This is a genomic window from Moraxella cuniculi, assembly GCF_900637105.1.
In the GTDB taxonomy this organism is placed as follows: Bacteria; Pseudomonadota; Gammaproteobacteria; order Pseudomonadales; family Moraxellaceae; genus Moraxella; species Moraxella cuniculi.
On record NZ_LR134343.1, the window covers coordinates 838,113 to 862,791 of the forward strand.

Genomic DNA, 24,679 nt, shown 5'->3' on the forward strand with positions numbered 1-24,679 from the left:
TAAAATTTGTTAATTAAACTTATTATATTTGCTCTTTTTATGTGATGTTTTTTGTGCTATGATAATTCAATTTACCAATTTCTTGGACGGATAATTAAGGGAATTGACACCATGTCGCAACCGATGACCAAAGATGAATTTTTGCAACTCAAGCAACAAGGGTACAGTCATGTACCGCTTATCAAAAAACGCTTGATGGACGATGCTACGCCAGTGGCGGTTTTTGCCAATATTCGCAAACTCAATCCAAAGGCGTATTTGTTTGAATCTGTGGTGGGCGGCGAACGCTTTGCACGCTATTCGATGATTGGGCTGGGCAAGGGCGTGTATTTTGAGTATCAAGACGGCACCATGCGTGTTGGTTCTGAACTTGTTGGTACGGTATCGAGCCAAAAAACAGACAAGCCCTTTGATGAAATCCGCCGCTTTATGCAGCAATTTCGTATGCCGTCAGCGACTGAAATTGTAGATTTGCCAGTATTTAGCGGTGGCTTGGTGGGTTATTTTGGCCATGATTTGATTCGCACCATTGAGCCAAGTGTCGGGCAATCAGATGCACCCAACCCTTTGAATTTGCCAGATTTGTGGCTTATGCTATCAACCGAGGTTGTGGTTTTTGATAATCTTGAACATACTTTATCCATTGTGGTGTATGCCAATTGTGATGTAGAAAATGGCTATGAAGATGCATTACAGCGTCTGCAAGCAATTGAGCAAGCGGTTGCACAAAAAGCGGATTTGAGCACCGTAACCAGAGCCAAGCCAGAATTTGTTTCACAAACGGGCAAAGAGAAGTATTGCGAAGATGTCAAAAAAATCAAAGAATATATCTTAGCTGGTGATGTGATGCAGGTTGTACCAGCCCAAAGACTGAGTGCTGATTTTGATGGCGATGCGTTGTCGGTGTATCGTGCACTTCGCTATCTGAACCCTTCACCGTATTTGTTCATCGTGCATGGCGAAACTTTTGGTACGGATAAGTCGCCTTTTGATATTATTGGTGCATCGCCTGAAATTTTATCCCGTATCGAAGATGGCATGGTTACGGTCAGACCATTGGCTGGGACACGCAGGCGTGGTCAAGATGCAGCAGAGGATTTGGCATTGGAGCAGGAGCTGTTGGCTGACCAAAAAGAAATCGCCGAGCATTTGATGTTGATTGACTTGGCTCGTAATGATATTGGGCGTGTCTGCCAAGTAGGTTCAGTGCAAGTTACTGATAAGATGTTTATTGAGCGATATTCGCAAGTGATGCATATTGCCAGTAATGTTGAGGGCGTTGTGCGAGATGATGTTGATGCACTTGATGTGTTTTGTGCTACTTTTCCAGCAGGGACGCTCTCTGGTGCACCAAAGATTCGTGCTATGCAGATTATTGATGAAGTTGAACCAGTACGCCGCACAGTGTTTGGCGGGGCGGTGGGCTATGTGGGCTGGCACGGCAATATGGATACCGCCATCGCCATTCGTACAGCAGTCATGAAAGATGGCAAGGTTCATGTGCAAGCAGGTGCAGGCGTGGTGGCGGATTCAGATCCTGTTGCCGAATGGGAAGAAACCAACAAAAAAGCCTTGGCTTTGGTGAAGGCGGTGGAGCTGGCTTGTGATGGATTAAATATCTAACAATTGCTTTGCTGATTAACCTTTTTGTTGCTTATGACGATTTGAGAATTTGCACCGATTGCAAGTGATTCAGATTGCAGGACATTGACAGATTGGCTAAGCTGCCAGAGTCTTAATGGGCGAAAAAATCTGGCAGCTGTGCATCAAGTTGTCAGCATGGCAGTTGATGGGCGGTATTTTGGGGCGTTTTCTGAAAAAAATAATCCAAATAAAATCAATGATTTATAAAAATATCTCAGATTTTTTATGAAAAAATAAAAAAAACGCTTGCACAATCTGAAAAATTTGCTATTATATGCACCACTTAGGAAATACACCGCCGGCTTAGCTCAGTTGGTAGAGCAACTGACTTGTAATCAGTAGGTCGCCAGTTCGATTCCGGCAGCCGGCACCATTTTCCAAGTATTATCAGGTCAAGCCCATCGACATTTTGTGGGCTTATCTTTTACCAAGACCAGTAAAAGCAAACCTTTTCAATTTGGTGGGGTTGGGGAGCGGTCAAACCCAACAGACTGTAACTCTGTCGCGAAAGCTTCGAAGGTTCGAATCCTTCCCCCACCACCATTATTCACTACCTAAGTTTACTACCCTGCGGGTGTAGTTTAGTGGTAGAACCTCAGCCTTCCAAGCTGATGGTGCGGGTTCGATTCCCGCCACCCGCTCCATATTTGCTCTTGTAGCTCAGGGGTAGAGCACTCCCTTGGTAAGGGAGAGGTCACGAGTTCAATTCTCGTCAAGAGCTCCATATACAACCCCTTGAAACTCAATGGTTTCAAGGGGTTCGGTTTTGGTAACGATGTGTTGCTTATCATAAAGGAGGTATCATGCGGTATTTTAATAAATCATTTGGGGTAATTATATAGCATGATGCCTATGGGCGTGTGCTAAATATCCATTTATCATGCGTCCAAGCCCATCAAAGTCTGGCTATGGTCGGGCTTTTTTAATGTCTAAAATCAGCCACAGGGTTTTGGGGATATTTCTTGGACGCTTTTATTTGTCATAAATAAGAGTATTAACAATGGCTGTCCAACTTATTTTAAATCAACAAACACAAACTACAGGCAAGGGCGTGCCTGTAAAAATCCATACCACAGATATTGATAGCGAGACTTTGGCACAATTGCACAAAATGTCAAAGCTGGGCTTTATTCATTCGCACATTGCAGTCATGCCAGATGCACACATGGGCAAGGGGGCGACTGTGGGTAGTGTTATTGCAACCAAAAATGCCATCATTCCAGCGGCTGTTGGCGTTGATATTGGTTGTGGCATGAATGCCATACGCCTAAGCCTAAAGGCTCATCAGTTGCCTGATAATTTATCGACATTACGCAACGCCATCGAACGCATGGTTCCTGTTGGCTTTGCTCAGCATAAGCAAGTTTTGGCAAAAGCATCAACGCTGGCACCGCTTGATAAGCGATTGCGGCTGATTACTGACAAACACCCAGCACTGCGTCGCATGTTGCGACAATTTGATGCCACATGGCAAAAACAGCTGGGAACTTTGGGTGGTGGTAATCATTTTATTGAGATATGCCTTGACGAAAGTGATGATGTTTGGGTGATGTTACACTCAGGATCGCGTGGCATAGGCAATGTGATTGGCAGTTATTTTATTGAGCGTGCCAAAAAAGAGGCACAAGACCGTTTTGGACGGGCACCAGATAGTGATTTGTCTTATTTTGTCGAAGGTTCGTCAAGTTTTGATGATTATATGCAGGCGGTTGAGTGGGCTCAAGAATATGCTTTTCATAATCGCCGTGAAATGATGAGAGTGATTTTGGAGGCAATGCGTCCATTGTTGCCGAAATTTTTTGCAACCAAAGAAGCAATCAATTGTCATCATAATTATGTGCAACGAGAACTGCATTTTGGCGAGATGGTTTTTGTTACTCGCAAAGGGGCGATTTCGGCACAACAAGATGAATACGGCATCATACCGGGTTCAATGGGGGCAAAATCCTACATTGTCAAAGGTCGAGGCAATGCAGACTCTTTTTGTTCATGCTCACATGGAGCGGGTCGCCGTATGAGCAGGGCAAAAGCAAAATTGCTGTTTAATCAGCAGGATTTGATTGAACAAACTCAAGGTGTCGAGTGTCGCAAAGACAAAGGTGTGCTCGATGAGATACCAGCTGCCTACAAGGATATTGATAGCGTCATGGCAAATCAGCAGGATTTGATTGAGGTGGTGCATACTTTGCGTCAAGTGCTGTGCATCAAAGGTTAATCTGCTAACAATTTTTAAGGACAATTATGGAAAAAATAACGATTATCTTGCCCAAATCAGGCAAGGGAAGAAACTTGGCAAGTTTATCACCCCTAATGAAAAAAGGTGGCAAATTTGCCAGTGAAAAACCTCGAGCCGCTCATCGCCGTCAGCGAAAATCAATCAAACTGCAACTGCGACAGGGTAGGAGTGATTGGCTCATTGATTAGTCAAAAACTAATACAGACAGAGCAAAGAGAAAAGTCATAAAATCTTGATTGGGTGTTTTCAAGGGCAATCTAGTGTGATATAATGACTGTTGATATGACAACCGTTTTGTCTGATTCGACCAAAGCATTGTCATAGAAGTTTTATTAACAAAACGAGGAAACCATCATGGCAAAGGCCAAGTTTGAGCGTGTAAAACCACACGTAAACGTTGGTACCATCGGTCACGTTGACCATGGTAAAACCACTCTAACCGCTGCTATCGCAACCGTTGCTGCTAAGCATCACGGTGGTGAAGCAAAAGACTACGCTGCTATTGACTCAGCTCCTGAAGAAAAAGCGCGTGGTATTACCATTAACACTTCTCACATTGAGTACGACACTGCAAACCGCCACTACGCACACGTAGACTGCCCAGGCCATGCTGACTATGTTAAAAACATGATCACTGGTGCAGCTCAGATGGACGGTGCTATCTTGGTTGTATCAGCAACTGACGGTCCAATGCCACAAACTCGTGAGCACATCCTACTATCTCGTCAGGTTGGTGTACCATACATCATGGTATTCATGAACAAGTGCGACATGGTAGATGACGAAGAGCTACTAGAGTTGGTTGAAATGGAAGTGCGTGAGCTACTATCAGACTACGACTTCCCAGGTGATGACACTCCAATCATCAAAGGTTCTGCCCTAGAAGCCCTAAACGGTGCTGACAGCAAATACGGTGAGCCTGCAGTTTTGGAACTGCTAGACACTCTAGACAGCTATATCCCAGAGCCTGAGCGTGATATCGATAAGTCATTCCTAATGCCAATCGAAGATGTATTCTCAATCTCAGGTCGTGGTACTGTAGTAACTGGCCGTGTAGAATCAGGCATCATCAAAGTTGGTGACGAAATCGAAATCATCGGTATCAAACCAACTGCAAAAACTACCTGTACTGGTGTTGAAATGTTCCGCAAATTGCTAGACGAAGGTCGTGCAGGTGAGAACTGTGGTATCCTACTTCGTGGTACTAAGCGTGAAGAAGTTCAGCGTGGTCAAGTACTTGCTAAGCCAGGTTCAATCACACCACACACCAAGTTTGATGCAGAAGTGTATGTACTATCAAAAGAAGAAGGTGGTCGCCACACGCCATTCCTAAATGGTTATCGCCCACAATTCTACTTCCGTACCACTGACGTAACTGGTGCCATCACTCTACAAGAAGGCACAGAAATGGTTATGCCAGGCGATAATGTTGAGATGAGCGTTGAGCTAATCCACCCAATCGCTATGGACAAAGGTCTACGCTTCGCTATCCGTGAAGGTGGCCGTACCGTAGGTGCTGGTGTTGTTGCTACTGTTAAAGACTAATCACAACACCTTATAAAGCAAGCTCCTTTTGGGGCTTGTTTTTTTTGGAAATTTTTTATAAAAATGCTTGCAAAAAATAAAATCTCTGCTATAATAGTAAGCCTTAACACCCTAGGCGATTGGCTCAATTGGTAGAGCATCGGACTCCAAATCCGAGGGTTGGGGGTTCGAGTCCCTCATCGCCTGCCATCTTATTTCTCACACCATTCTTTTAATTTCATAAAAATTGGTCATTCCAAGGCAAGTTCCTGCATGAGTGATAATAAAGACAATTTGGACATCCAAAAATCCGTACGCTCTGATATTAATGAGCAAAAACAACCAATCACCGTCTCAAAAGAAAGCGTGGTAGAGGTTGCCAAAAAACATTCAGCCAAAGACATGATCTTGTGGCTGCTTGCTATTGTTGCAATGATTTTGGCAACATTGGTATCGCAGTATTTGCCAAGATATTGGGCGGCGGCAAACGATATCTGGGTACAAATCGGTATCACGGTGGCGCTGGTTGTATTTGGCTTTGTTTGCTTGGCGTTCACCAATCAGGGTAGTGCATTCAAAACATTGCTAAAAGATGCAGGAATTGAATTAAGACGCATTACTTGGCCGAGCAAAGATGAGACCACGCGTTATACATGGCAGGTCATCGTTGTGATGATTATCATCGGGGTCATCATTGGGTTGCTTGATTTATTTTTTAACTATATTATTGGCTTTATTATTTAAAATATTAATTATTGTTAAGGATTGGATTGATGCGTTGGTATATTATTCAAGCATTTTCTGGCTACGAAAATCAAGTTCAGCGTTCGCTTATTGAGCGAATCAAACGCAGCGAATTTGCGGATAAATTCGGTGAGGTGCTGGTACCAACCGAAGAAGTGATTGAGATGCGTGAGGGCAAAAAACGCACCGTGCAACAAAAGCTGTTCCCTGGTTATGTGCTGATTAATATGGAAATGAACGAAGATACTTGGCATATTGTAAAATCATGTCCAAATATTACAGGTTTCGTTGGTGGCACGCCCGAAAATCCAGCACCAATTACCAAAGTTGAGGCGGATCGTATTTTAAATCGCATCAACAAGACAGGTGATGCACCGCGTCCAAAAACAATGTTTGAGCCGGGCGAAGAAGTGTTGGTCATTGATGGACCATTTACTGACTTTAAAGGCTTGGTCAAAAAAGTCGATTATGATAAATCAAAACTGCATTTGACAGTAAGTGTGTTTAATCGCCCAACTGAAGTGGAGCTTGAATTCACAAAAGTTGAAAAAATTAACTAACTGCTGTATAATATGTGGTTTGGGTCTTAGGATTCGTCCGAGGCTGAATTTTCACTGGGGAGCTGAATAAGCGTTTACCCATATCGGAGAGAGTATTATGGCAAAGAAGATTGATGGCTACATCAAGCTACAAGTGCCTGCTGGCAAAGCAAATCCATCACCACCGATTGGTCCAGCTTTGGGTCAAAAAGGTGTGAATATCATGGCTTTCTGTAAAGAGTTCAATGCTGCATCAGCAAACATTGAGCCAGGTTTGCCAATTCCTGTTGTTATCACAGTATTTAATGACAAATCATTCACTTTTGTGATGAAATCACCACCTGCAGCTGTACTATTGCGTAAGGCGGCGGGTATTGCTAAAGGTTCAAGTACGCCACACAGTGCTAAAGTTGGTACGGTTAATCGTGCACAACTTGAAGAGATTGTTAAAACCAAGCAAGCAGACCTAACTGCTGCTGACCTTGATGCAGCTGTTCGTACCATTGCTGGTACAGCACGCTCAATGGGTATCACTGTGGAGGGTGTATAATGGCTAAGCTAACTAAGCGTCAGCAACTAATCAAAGAGCGTGTAGATAGCAACAAGCTATACACCATCGAAGAAGCGGTTGCAATTTTGAATGATTTGCCAGCGGCTAAATTCAAAGAATCGATTGATATTGCCATCAACCTAGGTGTTGATCCTCGTAAATCAGACCAAGTGGTTCGTGGTGCAACCAACCTACCTGCAGGAACTGGTAAAACCAAACGCGTTGCTGTATTTGCACAAGGTGCTGCTGCTGAAGCTGCAAAAGAAGCAGGTGCAGATGTTGTTGGTTTTGAAGATTTGGCAGAAAGCATCAAAGCTGGCAATATGGACTTTGATGTTGTTATCGCCTCACCAGATGCGATGCGTATTGTTGGTCAATTGGGTACAATTCTAGGTCCTCGTGGCTTGATGCCAAACCCAAAAGTTGGCACAGTAACTGCTGATGTTGCAACTGCGGTAAAAAATACCAAAGCAGGTCAGGCACAGTATCGTGTTGATAAAGCTGGTATTATCCATGCTTCAATCGGTCAAGTTGGCTTTACTGGTGAGCAAATTGAGCAAAACGCAACAGCACTGCTTAACGATCTAAAGCGTGCTAAGCCTGCAACCTCAAAAGGTATTTATATCAAAAAAATCACACTTTCTAGCACAATGGGTCCGGGTATTGCTATCGATCCAGTGCCGCATCGTGTAAACAAGTAATCAGATTTGTAATATAATTTGAAATTGATTTGATATAACAATGGTGGCATAAGTTAGTATTATGCCACTTATAATAGATTTTATTATTAGTTCAGCACAACGGGTTGTGCTGTCTAAGACCGTAGGCACTGCATTGCAGTTTAATGTCCAACACCTACGCAGACGGTGAGACTATTGTCAGCCGTATTGGTGCAAGCAGTGATGCTTGTGAAATTGGCTTATTGCTTAGATTAAGCAATAAAACTGGAGACAACCCATGGCACTAAATCTTCAAGACAAACAAGCAATTGTTGCTGAAGTAAATGAAGCTGCCAAAGGTGCGCTCTCTGCTGTAGTTGCCGACTCGCGCGGCGTTGCAGTAGCACAGATGACCGAACTTCGTAAAGCTGCTCGTGAAGCAGGTGTTGATATGCGTATCGTGCGTAACACTTTGTTGCGTCGTGCCTTGTCAGACACTGCTTTTGAGTGCATGAACGATGTATTCGTTGGTCCTACTTTGATTGCATTTTCGAACGAACACCCAGGTGCAGCAGCACGCTTGTTCAAAGAATTTGCCAAGACCAATGACAAGTTCGAAATCAAAGGCGCAGCTTTTGAAGGTGAATTTATTGACGCAAAATCTATCGATCGCTTAGCAACACTACCGACCTACGACGAAGCTATTGCTCGCTTGATGGGTACGATGAAAGAAGCTGCAGCAGGCAAATTGGCTCGCACATTGGCAGCACTTCGCGACAAGATGGAAGCAGAAGCGGCTTAATTTACCGTTTAATTTTACTTTTTATTTTTATACCTTTATTTAGGAATAATTGCTATGTCACTAACTAATGAACAAATCCTAGACGCAATCGCGGCAAAATCAGTTATGGAAATCGTTGAGCTTATCTCTGCGATGGAAGAAAAATTCGGCGTATCAGCAGCAGCTTTGGCAGCAGCTCCAGCAGCTGGTGGCGACGCTGGTGCAGCAGCTGAAGAAAAAGACGACTTTAATGTTGTTCTAACCAACGGCGGCGACAAGAAAGTAGCTGTAATTAAAGTTGTTCGTGAAGTAACTGGTTTGGGTCTAAAAGAAGCCAAAGATTTGGTTGAAGGTGCACCACAAACTGTTAAAGAAGGTGCTTCTAAAGCAGAAGCTGAAGAGCTTAAGAAGAAGCTTGAAGAAGCTGGTGCAAGCGTCGAGCTTAAATAATTGTTTTGAGAAGGTGGCAGATTTGTCATCAATCAAAAAATTATCGCACAAAAACGACAATGTGATTGCATTGTCGTTTTTTATTGTAAAATATTGATGGTTTGGGACAGCTGATTTGATTTGGCAAATTTCTTTGTTGATAATCAGATTAATAAAGTAAAACAGCACCGTGATTAAAGCTGTTGATTTTTGAATTAAGCTGATTGGATTTGGATACTCTGGCTATTTTACAGTGTATTTAGTTGTGGATACTCAAGGTAAAATATAGTTTTGTTAATAAACTCTGGCTTGTGGATTGACCACACGCAATATCACAAGAAAAATTTCATCAGCTGACTTGCTTTATATGCCTTTTTTTATTATAATTTGTTATTTGACCTTTTGTGTAAGCATTTTGACAACAAAATGGTTGGCACGCCCAAAAAGGACAAACGCACCGATGCAAGTTCAGACAGTTTTTGGCATATCATGACTAAACTAGATACCAGAAGGTATTTGGTGTTTTGTTGTGTCTGCTGTTCTTGCGTTTGCCCATAAAAGTTCAAAATCGGTGCATCATGAGCAAATTGCAACGATTTGCAAAAGTTTGAAATCGCCCAATGATTTGGGAATGTTTGGCAGTGTTTGCCTGTTGGCAACATAAATTTAGTTAATCTAAGGAATCTTAATGGCATATTCTTATACCGAAAAGAAACGTATTCGCAAAAGTTTTTCAAAGCTTCCAGATGTCATGGATGTGCCGTATCTGCTCGCCATTCAAGTGGATTCTTATGAGCAATTTCTACAAGAGCACAAAAAACCCAAAGCCCGTGCCAATGTGGGTTTGCAGGCAGCATTTTCGTCAATTTTCCCAATAGAGAGCCACTCTGGCAATGCTCAGTTGCAGTTTGTGGAATATTATCTGGGTGAGCCTGAGTTTGATGAGCGTGAATGCATCATGCGTGGCTCGACTTTTGCTGCACCATTGCGTGTAAAAATTCGCTTGGTTATCAAAGACAAAGACAACAAAACTGCCATTAAAGATGTCCGTGAACAAAGCGTCTACATGGGCGAAATTCCGCTTATGACGGATAATGGTACTTTTATCATCAATGGCACAGAGCGTGTGATTGTTTCACAATTGCACCGTTCACCTGGCGTGTTTTTTGATCATGACAAGGGCAAATCGCACTCAAGCGGTAAGGTGCTTTATAATGCTCGTATCATTCCTTATCGTGGTTCATGGCTTGATTTTGAGTTTGATGTCAAAGACTTGGTCTATGCTCGTATTGACCGTCGCCGCAAGTTGCTTGCCACCATTATTTTGCGTGCCATCGGCATGGATACCGCACAAATTTTGGATACCTTTTTTGACAAAGTGGAAGTATTCAAGGGCGAAGAGTCTTTTGAGATTGAGCTGATCGCTGATCGCTTAAAGGGCGAAATGGCACAGTTTGATATTGTTGATGCAGAAGGCAAGGTTATCGTTGAGCAAGGTCAGCGTATCAATGCTCGCCGAATCAAACAAATCATTGATGCTGGCTTGACCAAATTGGCAGTGCCTGATGAGTACCTTTATGAACGCATTATTGGCGAAGATGTTATCGTGGCGGACGAAGTTATCGTGCGTGCCAACACCTTGATCGATCATGAAGTATTGGTAAAACTGGCTGAAAAAAATGTAAAATCATTTAAGATTTTGTTCACCAATGACATTGATCATGGCTCATTCATCGCTGATACTTTGCGTGCCGATACAGTATTGACGCGTGAAGAGGCATTGATTGAGATTTATAAAGTCATGCGTCCCGGTGAGCCACCAACGCTAGAAACTGCCGAAAAATTATTTGAATCAATGTTCTTTAGCCAAGAGCGTTATGACCTATCCAATGTTGGTCGTATGAAGTTTAATCGCCGCTTGGGTCGTGAATTTGTCGAAACCGATGATATTGATGTGCAGCGTGATCAAGGCGTGCTGTCAAATCAAGATATCGTTGATGTGCTAAAAGAACTGATCGAGATTCGCAATGGTCGTGGCGAGGTTGATGACATTGACCATTTGGGCAACCGCCGTATTCGCTCGGTTGGTGAAATGACCGAAAACCAATTCCGTATCGGTTTGGCTCGTGTGGAGCGTGCGGTAAAAGAGCGTTTGACCACAGCGGATTCGGACAATTTGTCGCCACAAGATTTGATTAACTCAAAACCTGTTGCCGCATCGATTAAGGAGTTTTTTGGTTCAAGCCAGTTGTCGCAATTTATGGATCAAAACAACCCGCTGTCTGAAATCACCCACAAACGCCGTGTTTCGGCACTTGGCCCAGGCGGCCTGACTCGTGAGCGTGCAGGCTTTGAGGTGCGAGATGTGCATACCACGCATTATGGTCGTGTATGTCCAATCGAAACGCCCGAAGGTCCAAACATTGGTTTGATTAACTCGTTGGCGGTATTTGCCAAGACGAATAATTTCGGCTTTTTGGAAACACCATATCGCCGTGTGGTTGATGGTCGTGTTACCGATGAGATTGAGTATGTCTCTGCCATTGAAGAAGTTGGCATGGTGATTGCACAGGCTGACTCGCCAATGAACGAAAATGGTGAGCTGACCGAAGAGATGGTCAGTGTGCGTTATGATGGTGAATTTGTCCGCATGAGTGCTGATAAAGTTACCCATATGGATGTTTCGCCTCGTCAGGTTGTGTCTGTTGCTGCAAGCCTTATTCCATTTTTGGAGCATGACGATGCTAACCGTGCCTTGATGGGCTCGAACATGCAACGCCAAGCAGTACCAACTTTGCGTAGCGACAAACCGCTTGTCGGTACGGGCATGGAACGCCATGTTGCACGAGACAGCGGCGTATGCGTGGTTGCCAAGCGTGGTGGGGTTATTGAGGAGGTTGATGCCAGCCGTATCATTGTGCGTGTCAATGAAGACGAAATGACCGCAGGTGAGGCAGGTATTGATATTTATAACCTGATTAAATACACTCGCTCAAACCAAAATACCTGTATCAACCAACGCGTTATTGTCAATGAAGGCGATGCGATTGCTCGTGGTGATATTTTGGCAGATGGCCCGTCTACCGATTTGGGTGAGTTGGCATTGGGTCAAAATATGCGTGTGGCATTCATGCCGTGGAATGGTTATAACTTCGAAGACTCAATTTTGTTGTCTGAGCGAGTGGTGCAAGAAGATCGCTTCACCACTATTCATATCCAAGAGCTGACCTGTGTGGCTCGTGATACCAAACTTGGCCCTGAAGAGATTACTGGCGATATTCCAAATGTCGGTGAGGCTGCTCTTGCCAATTTGGACGAGGCGGGCATTGTTTATATCGGTGCTGAAGTGGACGCTGGTGATATTTTGGTGGGTAAAGTTACACCAAAAGGCGAAAGTCAGCTAACTCCAGAAGAAAAACTGCTGCGTGCAATTTTTGGTGAAAAAGCTGCCGATGTTAAAGATACTTCATTGCGTGTGCCATCATCGACCAAAGGTACGGTGATTGATGTGCAGGTGTTTACCCGCGATGGCTTGGAAAAAGACAGCCGAGCCAAAGCCATTGAAAAGGCGATGCTTGATAATTATCGCAAAGACTTAAAAGAAGAGCTGGTTATCTTTGAGGCGGCGGCACGAGGTCGTATCTTAAGTTTGCTTGATGGCAAGAAAGTCTCAGGCGGTGCTGGCTTTAAATCAGGTACGGTGCTGACTTTGGCAGATCTTGAAAATCTACCGCTGGAGAGCTTGCTTGACATTCAACCTGCCGAAGAAGAAGTGTCAGAACGCCTGCAACAAATCGCTGAGTTTTTGAGCGATAAACAAAAAGACATTGATAATAAATTTGCCGAGAAAAAACGCAAATTGACACAGGGCGATGATTTGGCACATGGCGTGCAAAAAATCGTCAAAGTGTATCTGGCAGTCAAACGCCGCATCCAGCCCGGTGATAAGATGGCAGGTCGCCATGGTAACAAAGGGGTTGTATCACGCATTATGCCAGTTGAGGATATGCCTTATGATGAAAACGGCAATCCTGTGGACATCGTGCTAAATCCACTTGGTGTACCTTCTCGTATGAACATTGGTCAGGTGCTTGAGACGCACTTGGGCATGGCGGCTCGTGGCTTGGGCGATCGCATTAATGATATGCTCCGTTCACAAGCAAGCATTGCCGAGTTGCGTGAGTTCTTGGACAAGATTTATAACCAAGTTGGCGGGGAGCAGGTGGATCTTGACAGCTTGTCTGATGAAGATTTGTTGGCACTTTGCCAAAACCTAAAAGGCGGTGTGCCGATGGGTACTGCGGTCTTTGATGGTGCAAAAGAAACACAAATCAAGCAGTTGCTTGAGCTGGCAGGCTTGTCCACCACAGGTCAGCAAACGCTATACGATGGTCGCACGGGCAAGAAGTTTGATCGTCCTGTAACCGTTGGTTATATGTATATGCTAAAACTTAACCACTTGGTTGATGATAAGATGCACGCTCGTTCAACAGGTTCATATTCGCTGGTAACGCAGCAGCCATTGGGTGGTAAGGCTCAGTTTGGTGGTCAGCGTTTCGGTGAGATGGAAGTCTGGGCATTGGAGGCATACGGTGCAACTTATACCTTGCAAGAGATGCTGACAGTCAAATCAGACGATGTTGAAGGTCGTACCAGAATGTATAAAAACATCGTTGATGGCGAGCAATACATGACCCCAGGCATGCCAGAGTCGTTCAATGTATTGACCAAAGAGATTCGCTCGCTGGGCATTAACATTGACCTAAAAGAAAAAAAGTAAATTAGCCAAGACCGCATTTGCCCAAACTGTCCTGTGTGATGGTTTGGGACTAAAGATTAGAAAATTAACGGAGAAACCTTTTGAAAGATTTATTAGATATCATGAAAGGCCCTGCTGATGGCGGTGTAAAAGAGTTTGACAGCATTCAAATTTCTTTGGCATCACCTGAGGCCATCAAATCTTGGTCGCATGGCGAGGTAAAAAAGCCTGAAACCATCAATTACCGCACCTTTAAGCCTGAGCGTGATGGTTTGTTCTGTGCCAAAATCTTTGGACCTGTGAAAGATTTTGAATGCTTGTGTGGCAAATACAAACGCCGCAAATTCCAAGGCATTATTTGTGAAAAGTGTGGCGTTGAGGTAACTGCTGCCAAAGTGCGTCGTGATCGCATGGGTCATATTGAGCTTGCTAGCCCTGTGGCTCATATTTGGTTCTTGAAATCTTTGCCAAGCCGTATTGGTTTGTTGCTTGATATTACTCTGCGTGATATTGAACGCGTGCTATATTTTGAGAGCTATATCGTAACCGATCCGGGCATGACTAGCCTTGATAAGTATCAATTGCTTGATGACGAAGAGTATTTTACTGCCCTTGAGCAATATGGCGATGAATTTGTTGCCAAGATGGGTGCAGAAGCCATTCAAGACTTGCTAAAAGACATTGATGTTGATGGTGAGATTGATGAGCTGCGTGCCGCCATTCCGCAAACAGGCTCTGAAACCAAGCTAAAGAAAATGTCAAAACGCTTGCAATTGCTTGAGTCATTCCGTGATTCAAACAACAAGCCTGAATGGATGGTGATGACAGTATTGCCTGTATTGCCACCTGATTTGCGTCCATTGGTACCGCTTGAAGGTGGTCGTTTTGCCACTTCAGATTTGAACGATTTATACCGCCGTGTTATCAACCGTAACAACCGCTTGAAGCGTTTGCTTGAATTGAACGCACCTGATATCATCGTGCGAAATGAGAAGCGTATGCTACAAGAGGCGGTAGATGCTTTGCTTGACAATGGTCGCCGTGGCCGTGCTATTACGGGCTCAAACAAGCGTCCGCTAAAATCATTGGCAGACATGATTAAAGGTAAGCAAGGTCGTTTCCGCCAAAACTTGCTGGGTAAACGAGTGGATTATTCGGGTCGTTCGGTGATTGTGGTCGGTCCGACATTGCGTCTGCACCAGTGTGGTTTGCCAAAGAAAATGGCACTTGAGCTATTTAAACCATTTACCTATGCCAAGTTATTACAAAATGGCATTGCCAGCACCATCAAGGCTGCCAAAAAAATGGTTGAGCGTGAAGAGCCAGCAGTTTGGGATATGTTGGCGATGGTCATTCGTGAGCATCCAGTCCTGCTAAACCGTGCACCAACCCTGCACCGTTTGGGCTTACAGGCGTTTGAGCCTGTGCTGATTGAAGGTAAAGCAATCCAGCTACACCCCTTGGTCTGTGCGGCATTTAACGCTGACTTTGACGGCGACCAAATGGCGGTGCATGTGCCATTGACACTAGAAGCACAGCTAGAAGCTCGTGCATTGATGATGTCTACCAATAACATCTTGTCTCCAGCGAACGGCGAGCCGATTATCGTACCATCGCAAGATGTGGTATTGGGCTTGTATTATATCAGCCGTAGCCATGTGGCAGCTCGCGGTGAGGGCATGATTTTTAGCACAGTCAATGAGGCATTGCGTGCCATCGGTTCAGAGGATTTGAGCGTCAATGCAAAAATCAAAGTGCGTGTTGCCGAGACCATCTTGGACGAAAAAACTGGCGAAAAGGTCAGCCGTTCAACCATTTACGACACTGTTGCGGGTCGTTTGCTGATTTGGAATATCATGCCTGAAGGCATGGCGTTTGATGAGTGCAACACTGAGATGACCAAAAAGAACATCTCAAAACTTTTAAACTCTTGCTATCGTAAACTTGGCGTAAAAGAATCAGTATTGTTTGCCGACCATTTGATGTATCTAGGTTTTGCTCAAGCAACCTTGTCTGGTATTTCAATTGGTATGGAAGACATGGTAATTCCGCCAACCAAAAAACAAATCGTTGATGCTGCTGATGCCGAAGTGCGTGATATTGAACATCAGTTTGAGCAAGGCTTTGTAACCGCAGGTGAGCGATACAATAAGGTTGTTGATATCTGGGCAAGAACATCGGACAAGATTGCCAATGCAATGATGGAAAACCTATCAACAGATGAAGTTGTCAATGCTGATGGTCAAGCTGAGCAACAAAAATCATTTAACTCAATCTACATGATGGCGGATTCTGGTGCTCGTGGTAGTGCAACGCAGATTCGTCAGCTGGCTGGTATGCGTGGCTTGATGGCAAAGCCAGATGGCTCGATTATCGAAACGCCAATTAAGGCAAACTTCCGTGAAGGTTTGACCGTTTTGCAGTACTTTATCTCAACACACGGTGCGCGTAAAGGCTTGGCTGATACTGCCCTAAAAACTGCAAACTCAGGTTATCTGACTCGTCGTTTGGTTGATGTGGCACAAGACTTGGTAATTACCCAAGATGACTGTCATACACAAGCAGGTCAGCGTATGGCACCTGTGATTGATGGTGGCGAAATCGTTGAGCGTTTGGGCGATCGTGTATTGGGTCGTGTGGCAGCATCCGATGTTGTCAATGCCGATGGTGAGGTGGTTGTTGCAGCTGGCACTTTGATTGATGAGCGTCTGGTCGAAAAACTTGACACCAATGCCATTGATGAAGTGTATGTGCGTTCGGTCATCACTTGTGAAGCTGCTCAAGGCGTATGTGCAAAATGCTATGGCCGTGATTTGGCACGAGGTCATTTGGTAAATATCGGCGAATCTGTCGGCGTTATGGCTGCCCAGTCAATCGGTGAACCAGGCACACAGCTGACCATGCGTACTTTCCATGTGGGGGGTGCCGCTTCGGCAGCCTCGGTGGACAATAGCGTCTCTGTTGGTAATGCAGGTTCGGTTCGTTTCCACAACATGAAAACGGTAGAGCATACCGATGGGCATTTGGTCATCGTATCTCGTTCTGCGGAGATTGGCGTGGCGGACAGCCAAGGCCGTGAGCGTGAACGCTACAAAGTGCCTTATGGCTCAAGCATCTTGGTGCGTGATGGCGATGCAGTAGAGGCAGGTCGGGTGATTGCCAAATGGGATCCGCATACCCACCCAATCATCACCGAATTCTCTGGTACGGCTCGCTTTAGTGATATTACCGATGGTATGACTGCAACGGTCAAGGTTGATGAAATAACAGGCGTTAGCTCTTTTGAGATTCTGCCAAGCAAAGATCGCCCTGGTATTGCCAAAGATTTACGCCCAGCGATTATTCTTGATACCGATTCTGGCAAAGAAGTGGTGTATTTCTTGCCAAACGACACCATTATCCGTGTGGCAGATGGCGAACAAGTTGCAGCAGGTTCGGTCTTGGGTCGTGTACCGCAAGCAACCTCAGGCACCAAAGATATTACGGGCGGTCTGCCACGCGTGGCTGATTTGTTCGAAGCTCGCCGTCCAAAAGATCATGCCATCATGGCAGAGATTAGCGGTGTGGTGAGTTTTGGTAAAGAAACCAAAGGCAAAAACCGCTTTATCATCACTGCCGAAGATGGCACTGTCCATGAGGAATTAATTCCAAAATGGCGTCAAATCAATGTCTTTGAGGGTGAAACGGTTGAGCGTGGTGAAGTTGTGTCAGATGGGCCACAAAACCCGCATGATATTTTGCGTCTAAAAGGCGAAACAGCACTTGCCAATTATATTGTCAATGAAGTGCAAGAGGTATATCGCTTGCAGGGCGTAAAAATCAATGATAAGCACATCGAAGTGATTGTGCGTCAGATGTTACGCAAGGTTGAGGTGATTGATGGCGGTGATTCGAGCTACTTTAAGGGCGACCAAGCAGAGTACTCAAAAATCCGTGCATTGAATGCTGAATTGCAGGAGAATAACAAATTCCCTGTGCAGTACGAACGCCAATTGCTGGGCATCACCAAAGCAAGTCTGGCAACCGAAAGCTTTATTTCGGCAGCATCATTCCAAGAAACCACACGCGTCTTGACTGCCGCTGCGGTCATGGGCAAGGTTGATGATTTGAGCGGTCTAAAAGAAAATGTCGTGGTGGGTCGTTTGATTCCAGCAGGTACAGGATTGGCTTATCATCAAAACCGCCAACGCAAAGCACAAAATGCTGCTGACAGTCAGGTTCAGGCAGATGATCTGCTGGCAGAGACATTGCTTGGTGATACCGCTGGCAGTGTTGAGGACAGCTTTGCCAAGGCATTTGCTGACGAACTTGGTTCACAAGAGTAAACCTATCATCATAACAAAAGCTCGTTTGATAACGGGCTTTTGTTTTTTGAGCTTGATAATTTAACCTGCAAAAAAACTGGTTTGAGCTACAGACAAGGTGGCAGGGTTTGGTGAAATTTACCTTGACAGATGGCGTGATTATTATGATCGTGTTGGGCTTTGCCAGAAATTTGCTACTTGGTATTTGATTGAGTGATGGTTGGCAAACCATTGGCAAGAGCCAGTATTCCAAGATTTCATATTGATAGTGGCATTTGTCTATTGCAAAATTTAGCCAATGCGTGTATAACATTAATTTTTTCACCGAAGGATTTGCCATGACTTTATCTCTCAATAAAGACAAGATTCGTTTTTTGTTGCTTGAGGGCGTACACGAAAATGCACTGAAGGTATTAAACGAAGCAGGTTATACCAACATTGAATACATCAAATCTGCACTTGACGAGGCAGAATTGATTGAAAAAATCAAAGATGCTCACTTTATTGGTATCCGCTCTCGCACGCAGCTGACACGCAAGGTGCTGGAGGCTGCCCAGAAGCTGATTTGTATCGGTTGCTATTGTATTGGCACGAACCAAGTCGATCTTGAGGCGGCGTTGGAGCTTGGCATTCCAGTGTTTAATGCACCATTTTCAAATACTCGCTCGGTTGCCGAATTGGTGCTGGCTGAGACCATCATGTTAATGCGTGGTGTACCTGAGAAAAATGCCGTTGTGCATCGTGGTGGCTGGAATAAGTCTGCCAAAGACAGTTACGAAGTGCGTGGCAAAACAATGGGTATCGTGGGCTATGGCTCAATCGGCTCGCAATTGTCGGTGCTGGCTGAGAGTCTGGGCATGAAAGTTATTTATCATGATGCTGTAACCAAATTGCCGCTGGGCAATGCTGTACAAGTGGGCAGCCTAGATGAGCTGCTGGCGAAGGCAGATGTGGTAACTTTGCATGTGCCTGATTTGCCAAGCACTCGCAATATGATGACCGCCAAAGAATTTGCCCAAATGAAAGACGGTGCGTTTTTTATTAATGCTGCTCGTGGTGGTTGTGTGGATATTGATGCGTTGGCTGATGCACTGGCAAGCAAAAAACTGCTGGGAGCGGCGATTGATGTTTTCCCAAAAGAGCCAAAATCTGCCGACGAGGAGTTTGAGTCGCCATTGCGTGCCTTTGATAATGTTATCCTAACCCCGCATGTTGGCGGCTCTACCCAAGAGGCACAAGCCAATATCGGCTTGGAGGTTGCGGAGAAATTTGTTCGCTATTCAGATCAGGGCGATACCACCAGTGCGGTGAATTTCCCCAATGTTGCCATTCCTTTTGCCGAAGGTACGCACCGCTTATTGCACATTCACCGCAATGTCCCTGGTGTGCTGTCGCAGATTAACGCCTCTTTTGCCGATGCAGGGATCAACATTGCAGCCCAATCGCTGATGACCAAGGGTGATATTGGTTATTTGGTGATGGATGTTGATGATAACGATTCGGACAAGGCATTGCAGCGTTTGCGTGCTGTGGCTGAAACCATTCGTGTGCGTGTGTTGTTTTGATAAACTGGCATAAATGACCGTCTGTATGGACAATTTGCCATGATTGACAAGCTGCTGGGTTACTGGCGGCTTTGTTTTTTGCATGGCTTTGTGCTTTAAGCGTGTTATTTGCCAATGTCTTTGTGATAAAATGCTATGAACCGACAATAAAAGAGGTAATAATGAGCAAACAATACGATTATGACTATCTTGCCATTGGTGGCGGCAGTGGCGGCATTGCTTCTGCCAATCGTGCGGCCAGTTATGGTAAAAAATGTGCCATCATTGAGGCACGCCATGTGGGCGGCACTTGTGTTAATGTTGGCTGCGTGCCAAAAAAAGTCATGTGGTATGCCGCACACATTGCCGAGGCTTTGGGCAAATATGCTGCTGATTATGGCTTTGGGGTTGGTGAGTATCAGTTTGATTTTGCCAAATTAATCCAATCGCGTCAAAGCTACATTGACAGAATCCATCAGTCGTACAAGAATGGTTTTGCAAAAAACCAAGTTGAGCTGATTGACGGTTTTGCACGCTTTGTTGATGAGCATACCGTGCAAGTTACCGATGGTGATGGCAAAGTTAGCACGATTACCGCTGAGCATATTTTGATTGCGACAGGTGGCAAGCCTGTGCGAGCCGATGTTGCGGGTAGTGAATATGGCATTGATTCTGATGGGTTTTTTGAGCTTGACGAGCTGCCAGAATCGGTTGCGGTCATCGGAGCGGGCTATGTGGCGGTGGAGATTGCAGGTGTGCTGAACGCACTTGGGGCAAAGACGCATTTATTTGTGCGTGGCAAGCGACCGCTTAGACGCTTTGATGGGGATATTGTTGAGGTGCTAACGCAGACCATGAGCCAGCAGGGCATTGTGCTGCATACCGATTCTGATGTGGCACGCATTGACAAGAATCATGACGACAGCTATACCGTCGTGCTAAAAGATGGTCGCAGTCAGACGGTGGCGTGCGTGATTTGGGCAACAGGGCGTGTGCCTGCAACGGCGGATTTGAACTTGGATAAAGTTGGTGTGGCGGTTAATAGCCGAGGTCAAATCAAGGTTGATAAATTCCAAAATACCACAGCCAAGCAGATTTATGCCGTTGGCGATATTATCGAAGGGGGTATTGAGCTGACTCCTGTGGCGGTGGCGGCTGGGCGTAGACTGGCAGAGCGATTGTTCAATAATAAGCCTGATGAGCATTTGCAATATCATCTTGTGCCAAGCGTGATATTTAGTCACCCGCCGATTGGTACGGTTGGACTTAGTCAAAAAGATGCCGAAAGCCAGTACGGTGCCGAAAATATCAAGGTGTATACCGCCAATTTTACGCCAATGTACAGTGCGGTAACGCAGCACCGTGAACCGTGCCGCATGAAACTCATCTGTCTGGGTGATGATGAGAAAATCATCGGTCTGCATGGCATTGGGTTTGGGGTTGATGAGATGATTCAGGGTTTTGCTGTTGCCATTAAGATGGGGGCAACAAAGGCTGATTTTGATAATACGGTCGCCATTCACCCAACAGGGGCGGAGGAATTTGTTACCATGCGTTAAGTGTAATTTAATAATTAATCAACGCTACGCCACAAAACCCTTGGCAGCCTAAGCAATCCCCATCGCCCAAAAATCTAGAATTTATCGAGCGGTGGGGATTTTGTCAAACACTTAAAAACCACAAACTCACTATCGGTGATTGTTTATTATCACTAATTACATAATTTTACAAATCAGTAGTAATTTGTAAGAAATTGTAAAAGTGATTGCTTGGCGGTGCTTTTTGTAATATCTTGACAACGCCATTTATTAGGGAGTGCCTATGTTTAAAAACAGTGCTGATTTTAGACAGCATTTCAATTCAGAGCAAATTATTTCTTTGGATTTGTCTTATCTGTCTGATGATATTGAAAGCTGGTGGAATAAAGAAGTTAAGATAGATAGTGGATTTTTTGCTAAGAAAATATCACTAACCCATTTGCTACTTGCTAAAATAACCCCATCAGATTACACGATATTTAATAATTTGAGCAGGGCTAATAAATTTGTTTCTGGTATTGTTTTACATAATTTATTTAAGATAGACAGCCCAGATTTGGCTTTGTTGGTTCATGAATCTTTAGCTGATATTTTTAATTTAATTGATATTAAATATCCATATGAAGATCATAAGGCTTTATATTTAAAAAAATCCAAAAAACAAGTTGGGGAATGGGGTAATGGATCTGGAGATATTTCGTTGCACTCCGATGACTTGTATGAAGACATCAGCGCTGATTATTTGGCACTTACCACTTGCAGGGACTTAAGCAATACACCAACCTCTTATGCACTAGCCAAAGATATTTTGAATTGTCTAACTGATGATGAGCTGAATATTTTGCTAAATATTGAAGCAAACTTTATTTCGGGAAAAAATGTTAATGGCTTAAAGATTAAAAAGCATAAGATTTTAGAGTTTTGTGAGCAACGAGGATTTCTTTGCAGGCTGGATTTTCGTATCGATGATTTTAATGGTCAAAGAATGACGATTGCGAATGAAAATCCATCAAAGGCGGAGATTGATGTTTTTGATAAACTATTCACCATATCAAAAGCAATCAGTCATAACACGGTTGATAATGGCTTAGGTTCATTTTTAATTATTGACAATTATAAAGTTTTGCACGCTAGAAGCAATATTAAATATTATCCTAGTGAAGGGTATGATTGTCCAAAAGATGCGTTTCGACTTCTTTACAGAAGTAAAGGTCCGAGAAAGCAGTTTTTTGATGCCAGTAATGCGAGGTATTTTTGGTGAGCCTGTTACAAAACAATTCATTTCAAGCAGGGCTTAAGGATTCGATTTCTTTTGGGCTTGCTTTTATTTTTTTGTACATTCCGATTGGGGCATTGGGGGCAAGTCAAAACTTAAGTCTTATGGAGGTGATGACAACCAGTTTGCTGATTTTCTCAACGCCGCTACAGTTTATCTTGGTGCAAAGCTATGAGGCTGGATTGACTTTGTTGCCGATGATTTTGGCGTTGAACTCTCGTTTTATTTTAATGTCCTCTGCTCTTTCGTTGTACCTAAAACAAACCTCAATCAAAAAAATCATGGCATCAAGCATCTTAATCGTGCCATCGGTTTTTTCGGCAAGCATTTCTCGCTTTAAAAATCAACAAGAGGATTATTTTGCGTATTTTTTGGGCGTTGGCATTCCCATTTATCTTGCGTCCATTTTATCAACGCTTATCGGTTATTATCTCGGAGCCAGTATCGCCTCGCCGCTTTTTTATGAAGTGATAAAAATCGTGTTGCCGCTACAATTTACCGCTCTTGCTGCCAAGCATTGGCCGGATTATTTTGATGTCAGTGCTTATTGGATTGGCTTGATTCTTGCCCCTGTGTTTTTGTTATTGTTAAAAGAGTACACAATGCTGATAGCCCCTTTTGCGATTGGCATCTCAATTGCACTATTTGACAAGCTGGGGAGAAAAAATGGCTAATTTTACTTTTTTGCTGGTGTTTTCTGCGATAACGATTTTTATTTTTCGGGTTTTTCCATTTTTATTTAAAAATAATAAATATCTGAATGATAAAGACAGTTTTCTTTATAAATCAATCAGTTATTCTGCTCAAGCGATGATTGGCTTGATTGTTTTTAACAGTGCATTTTCAGGTAAGAATTTAACACAATTGGTTGAAACTGCTGATGTTAAAGATTTGATTAAGCTGTTGTTTTTGATTTTAACCTTTGTTATCACCATCAAAACCAAAAAAATCATACCAAGTTTCTTATTTTTCTTGGTGGTGTATGGTTTGATTGTGTATTTTTTGGGCTGATTGTTGCAGCAAAACAGCTACCAAATCGCAGTCTTCACATTGTGGCTAAATATAAAAAGCACCTTGATGGACAATGGTGCTTTTTGTGTGTCTGATTGGCAAGTGTTAGCTTGCTTGACGATTGGCGATCACGCCCAAAGCGTGTGTGAACAAATCAAATACGGTGCGGTATTTGTCGCTGTCATCATCAAGCGTTGGGTTAAACTCGGTGATTTCAAAGGCCTTTACCACTGGCAAGCCAAGCAATTTGTCAAAAATCAAACGCAAGTCATCAGGCTGATAGCCGTTCGGTTCAGGTGTGCCTGTGGCAGCGATGAGCGAGCTGTCCAAAGCGTCCACATCAAAGCTGACATAGACAGCGTCAAGTTGGCTAAGTTTGTCAATAAGCTGGCTGAGTATCTGACCAAGTGGCAGTTTGTCGCCACCAATCACCGCCTGACCTTGTGCATCATAGGCGAACATTTGTTGGGTTGCTAGCAGGTGTCGCTCGGGTGCTTCATAGCTACGCAAACCCAAGAAAAACACATCGCTTGACATGATGCCTTGGTGCATGGATAGCTGCTTGAGTGCTTGCCATTTTTGCTGTGTGTGGGTATCAATCGTCTGTGTTTGACAGTCGGTATTATCCAGACGCAGCACCGCAGCCAGTGGCATTCCGTGCATATTGCCTGATGGTGTGGTGAATACCGAATGCAAATCGGCATGAGCATCAATCCACACCACGCCAACACGAGCATCGTGATGATGATTCATGAATGCTGACAAATTGCCCATTGCGTTGGAATGATCGCCACTGATGATGACAGGGAAGTTGCCATTTTGTTCAATGTTGCCAAGCAATTTGTGCGATAAAGGGACGAGCTTATCACGAAAAAACGGCAACAAATGCTCGATGTATTTGGCAGCAGGGTGGGCTGGTGGCTGGGTGATTTTGTCGGCGATGATACGGTGCGTATCGTGGGCAAATCGCTTGGCGTGCTTGCTTATCAAATCCACCCCATGTACTGTGCCGTGCTTGCCTGCACCAATGTCAGAATACACTTCAATAAACTCAATATTCATTATCAATCCTTAATAGTTAGTTGTGTTATATTTGTCAAAAATAGCAACCCAACCTTGCCGATTGGGTATTTGTTATCCT

19 protein-coding genes and 5 tRNA genes are annotated in these 24,679 nt (G+C 44.1%); 23 read left to right on the forward strand and 1 reads right to left on the reverse strand.

From position 1 onward, the window contains the following. Window positions 1-123 precede the first annotated feature (123 nt). The 23 genes from trpE (at window position 124) to EL162_RS04030 (ending at window position 23,538) form a co-directional block, all read left to right on the forward strand. On the forward strand, window positions 124-1,623 hold the full coding sequence (gene trpE, locus EL162_RS03920; RefSeq protein WP_375537711.1) for an anthranilate synthase component I: 1,500 nt from the start codon (window positions 124-126) through the stop codon (window positions 1,621-1,623). A gap of 84 nt (window positions 1,624-1,707) precedes the next feature. After that, window positions 1,708-1,851, forward strand: coding sequence for a hypothetical protein (locus tag EL162_RS03925; protein ID WP_170161411.1), 144 nt, complete (start codon window positions 1,708-1,710; stop codon window positions 1,849-1,851). A 90-nt stretch (window positions 1,852-1,941) separates the two neighbouring features. Next, window positions 1,942-2,017: transfer RNA gene (locus EL162_RS03930), tRNA-Thr, on the forward strand. Between the two features lie 86 nt (window positions 2,018-2,103). Next, window positions 2,104-2,187, forward strand: a tRNA-Tyr gene (locus tag EL162_RS03935). Between the two features lie 27 nt (window positions 2,188-2,214). Next, window positions 2,215-2,288: transfer RNA gene (locus tag EL162_RS03940), tRNA-Gly, on the forward strand. Between the two features lie 5 nt (window positions 2,289-2,293). Next, window positions 2,294-2,368: transfer RNA gene (locus EL162_RS03945), tRNA-Thr, on the forward strand. Window positions 2,369-2,644: 276 nt separating this feature from the next. After that, window positions 2,645-3,859 carry an RtcB family protein gene (locus EL162_RS03950; RefSeq protein WP_126330245.1) on the forward strand — a complete coding sequence of 405 codons (1,215 nt, stop codon included), beginning with the start codon at window positions 2,645-2,647 and terminating at the stop codon, window positions 3,857-3,859. A 26-nt stretch (window positions 3,860-3,885) separates the two neighbouring features. Beyond that, complete coding sequence (locus EL162_RS03955) at window positions 3,886-4,068, forward strand: hypothetical protein (protein WP_126330247.1); 183 nt, start codon at window positions 3,886-3,888, stop codon at window positions 4,066-4,068. A 166-nt stretch (window positions 4,069-4,234) separates the two neighbouring features. After that, complete coding sequence (gene tuf, locus EL162_RS03960; RefSeq protein ID WP_076554779.1) at window positions 4,235-5,425, forward strand: elongation factor Tu; 1,191 nt, start codon at window positions 4,235-4,237, stop codon at window positions 5,423-5,425. Window positions 5,426-5,538: 113 nt separating this feature from the next. Continuing rightward, window positions 5,539-5,614, forward strand: a tRNA-Trp gene (locus EL162_RS03965). A gap of 63 nt (window positions 5,615-5,677) precedes the next feature. Further along, complete coding sequence (gene secE, locus EL162_RS03970; protein ID WP_126330249.1) at window positions 5,678-6,148, forward strand: preprotein translocase subunit SecE; 471 nt, start codon at window positions 5,678-5,680, stop codon at window positions 6,146-6,148. A gap of 29 nt (window positions 6,149-6,177) precedes the next feature. Beyond that, window positions 6,178-6,708, forward strand: a complete 531-nt coding sequence (gene nusG / locus EL162_RS03975) for a transcription termination/antitermination protein NusG (RefSeq protein WP_078310296.1) — start codon at window positions 6,178-6,180, stop codon at window positions 6,706-6,708. Between the two features lie 97 nt (window positions 6,709-6,805). Continuing rightward, window positions 6,806-7,237, forward strand: coding sequence for a 50S ribosomal protein L11 (gene rplK, locus EL162_RS03980; RefSeq protein WP_076554776.1), 432 nt, complete (start codon window positions 6,806-6,808; stop codon window positions 7,235-7,237). Then, entirely contained in the window at window positions 7,237-7,938 is a 702-nt protein-coding gene (rplA, locus tag EL162_RS03985; protein ID WP_076554775.1) for a 50S ribosomal protein L1, read from the forward strand. Before rplK ends, rplA begins: the two co-directional genes overlap by 1 nt. Window positions 7,939-8,194: 256 nt before the next feature. Further along, window positions 8,195-8,698 (forward strand): 50S ribosomal protein L10, encoded by a 504-nt coding sequence (gene rplJ / locus EL162_RS03990; protein ID WP_076554774.1) that lies wholly within the window; start codon window positions 8,195-8,197, stop codon window positions 8,696-8,698. A gap of 54 nt (window positions 8,699-8,752) precedes the next feature. Then, window positions 8,753-9,127: a 50S ribosomal protein L7/L12 gene (rplL, locus tag EL162_RS03995; protein WP_076554773.1), complete on the forward strand. Its 375-nt coding sequence runs from the start codon at window positions 8,753-8,755 to the stop codon at window positions 9,125-9,127. Between the two features lie 667 nt (window positions 9,128-9,794). After that, window positions 9,795-13,886, forward strand: coding sequence for a DNA-directed RNA polymerase subunit beta (rpoB, locus tag EL162_RS04000; RefSeq protein WP_076554771.1), 4,092 nt, complete (start codon window positions 9,795-9,797; stop codon window positions 13,884-13,886). Between the two features lie 80 nt (window positions 13,887-13,966). Then, window positions 13,967-18,190, forward strand: a complete 4,224-nt coding sequence (gene rpoC / locus EL162_RS04005; RefSeq protein ID WP_126330251.1) for a DNA-directed RNA polymerase subunit beta' — start codon at window positions 13,967-13,969, stop codon at window positions 18,188-18,190. 317 nt (window positions 18,191-18,507) lie between these two features. After that, window positions 18,508-19,734 (forward strand): phosphoglycerate dehydrogenase, encoded by a 1,227-nt coding sequence (gene serA, locus EL162_RS04010; protein WP_126330253.1) that lies wholly within the window; start codon window positions 18,508-18,510, stop codon window positions 19,732-19,734. Between the two features lie 161 nt (window positions 19,735-19,895). Beyond that, the gene (gene gorA / locus EL162_RS04015) at window positions 19,896-21,272 is read left to right on the forward strand and encodes a glutathione-disulfide reductase (RefSeq protein ID WP_076554768.1); all 1,377 of its coding nucleotides are present in this window, start codon (window positions 19,896-19,898) and stop codon (window positions 21,270-21,272) included. A 262-nt stretch (window positions 21,273-21,534) separates the two neighbouring features. Next, window positions 21,535-22,512 (forward strand): hypothetical protein, encoded by a 978-nt coding sequence (locus EL162_RS04020; protein WP_126330255.1) that lies wholly within the window; start codon window positions 21,535-21,537, stop codon window positions 22,510-22,512. Further along, the gene (locus EL162_RS04025) at window positions 22,509-23,201 is read left to right on the forward strand and encodes an AzlC family ABC transporter permease (protein ID WP_126330257.1); all 693 of its coding nucleotides are present in this window, start codon (window positions 22,509-22,511) and stop codon (window positions 23,199-23,201) included. Before EL162_RS04020 ends, EL162_RS04025 begins: the two co-directional genes overlap by 4 nt. Continuing rightward, window positions 23,194-23,538 carry an AzlD domain-containing protein gene (locus tag EL162_RS04030; RefSeq protein WP_076554765.1) on the forward strand — a complete coding sequence of 115 codons (345 nt, stop codon included), beginning with the start codon at window positions 23,194-23,196 and terminating at the stop codon, window positions 23,536-23,538. Before EL162_RS04025 ends, EL162_RS04030 begins: the two co-directional genes overlap by 8 nt. A gap of 105 nt (window positions 23,539-23,643) precedes the next feature. On the opposite strand, the gene EL162_RS04035 is transcribed toward EL162_RS04030, so the two are convergent. Beyond that, on the reverse strand, window positions 23,644-24,600 hold the full coding sequence (locus EL162_RS04035) for an arginase family protein (protein WP_126330259.1): 957 nt from the start codon (window positions 24,598-24,600) through the stop codon (window positions 23,644-23,646). Window positions 24,601-24,679 lie beyond the last annotated feature (79 nt).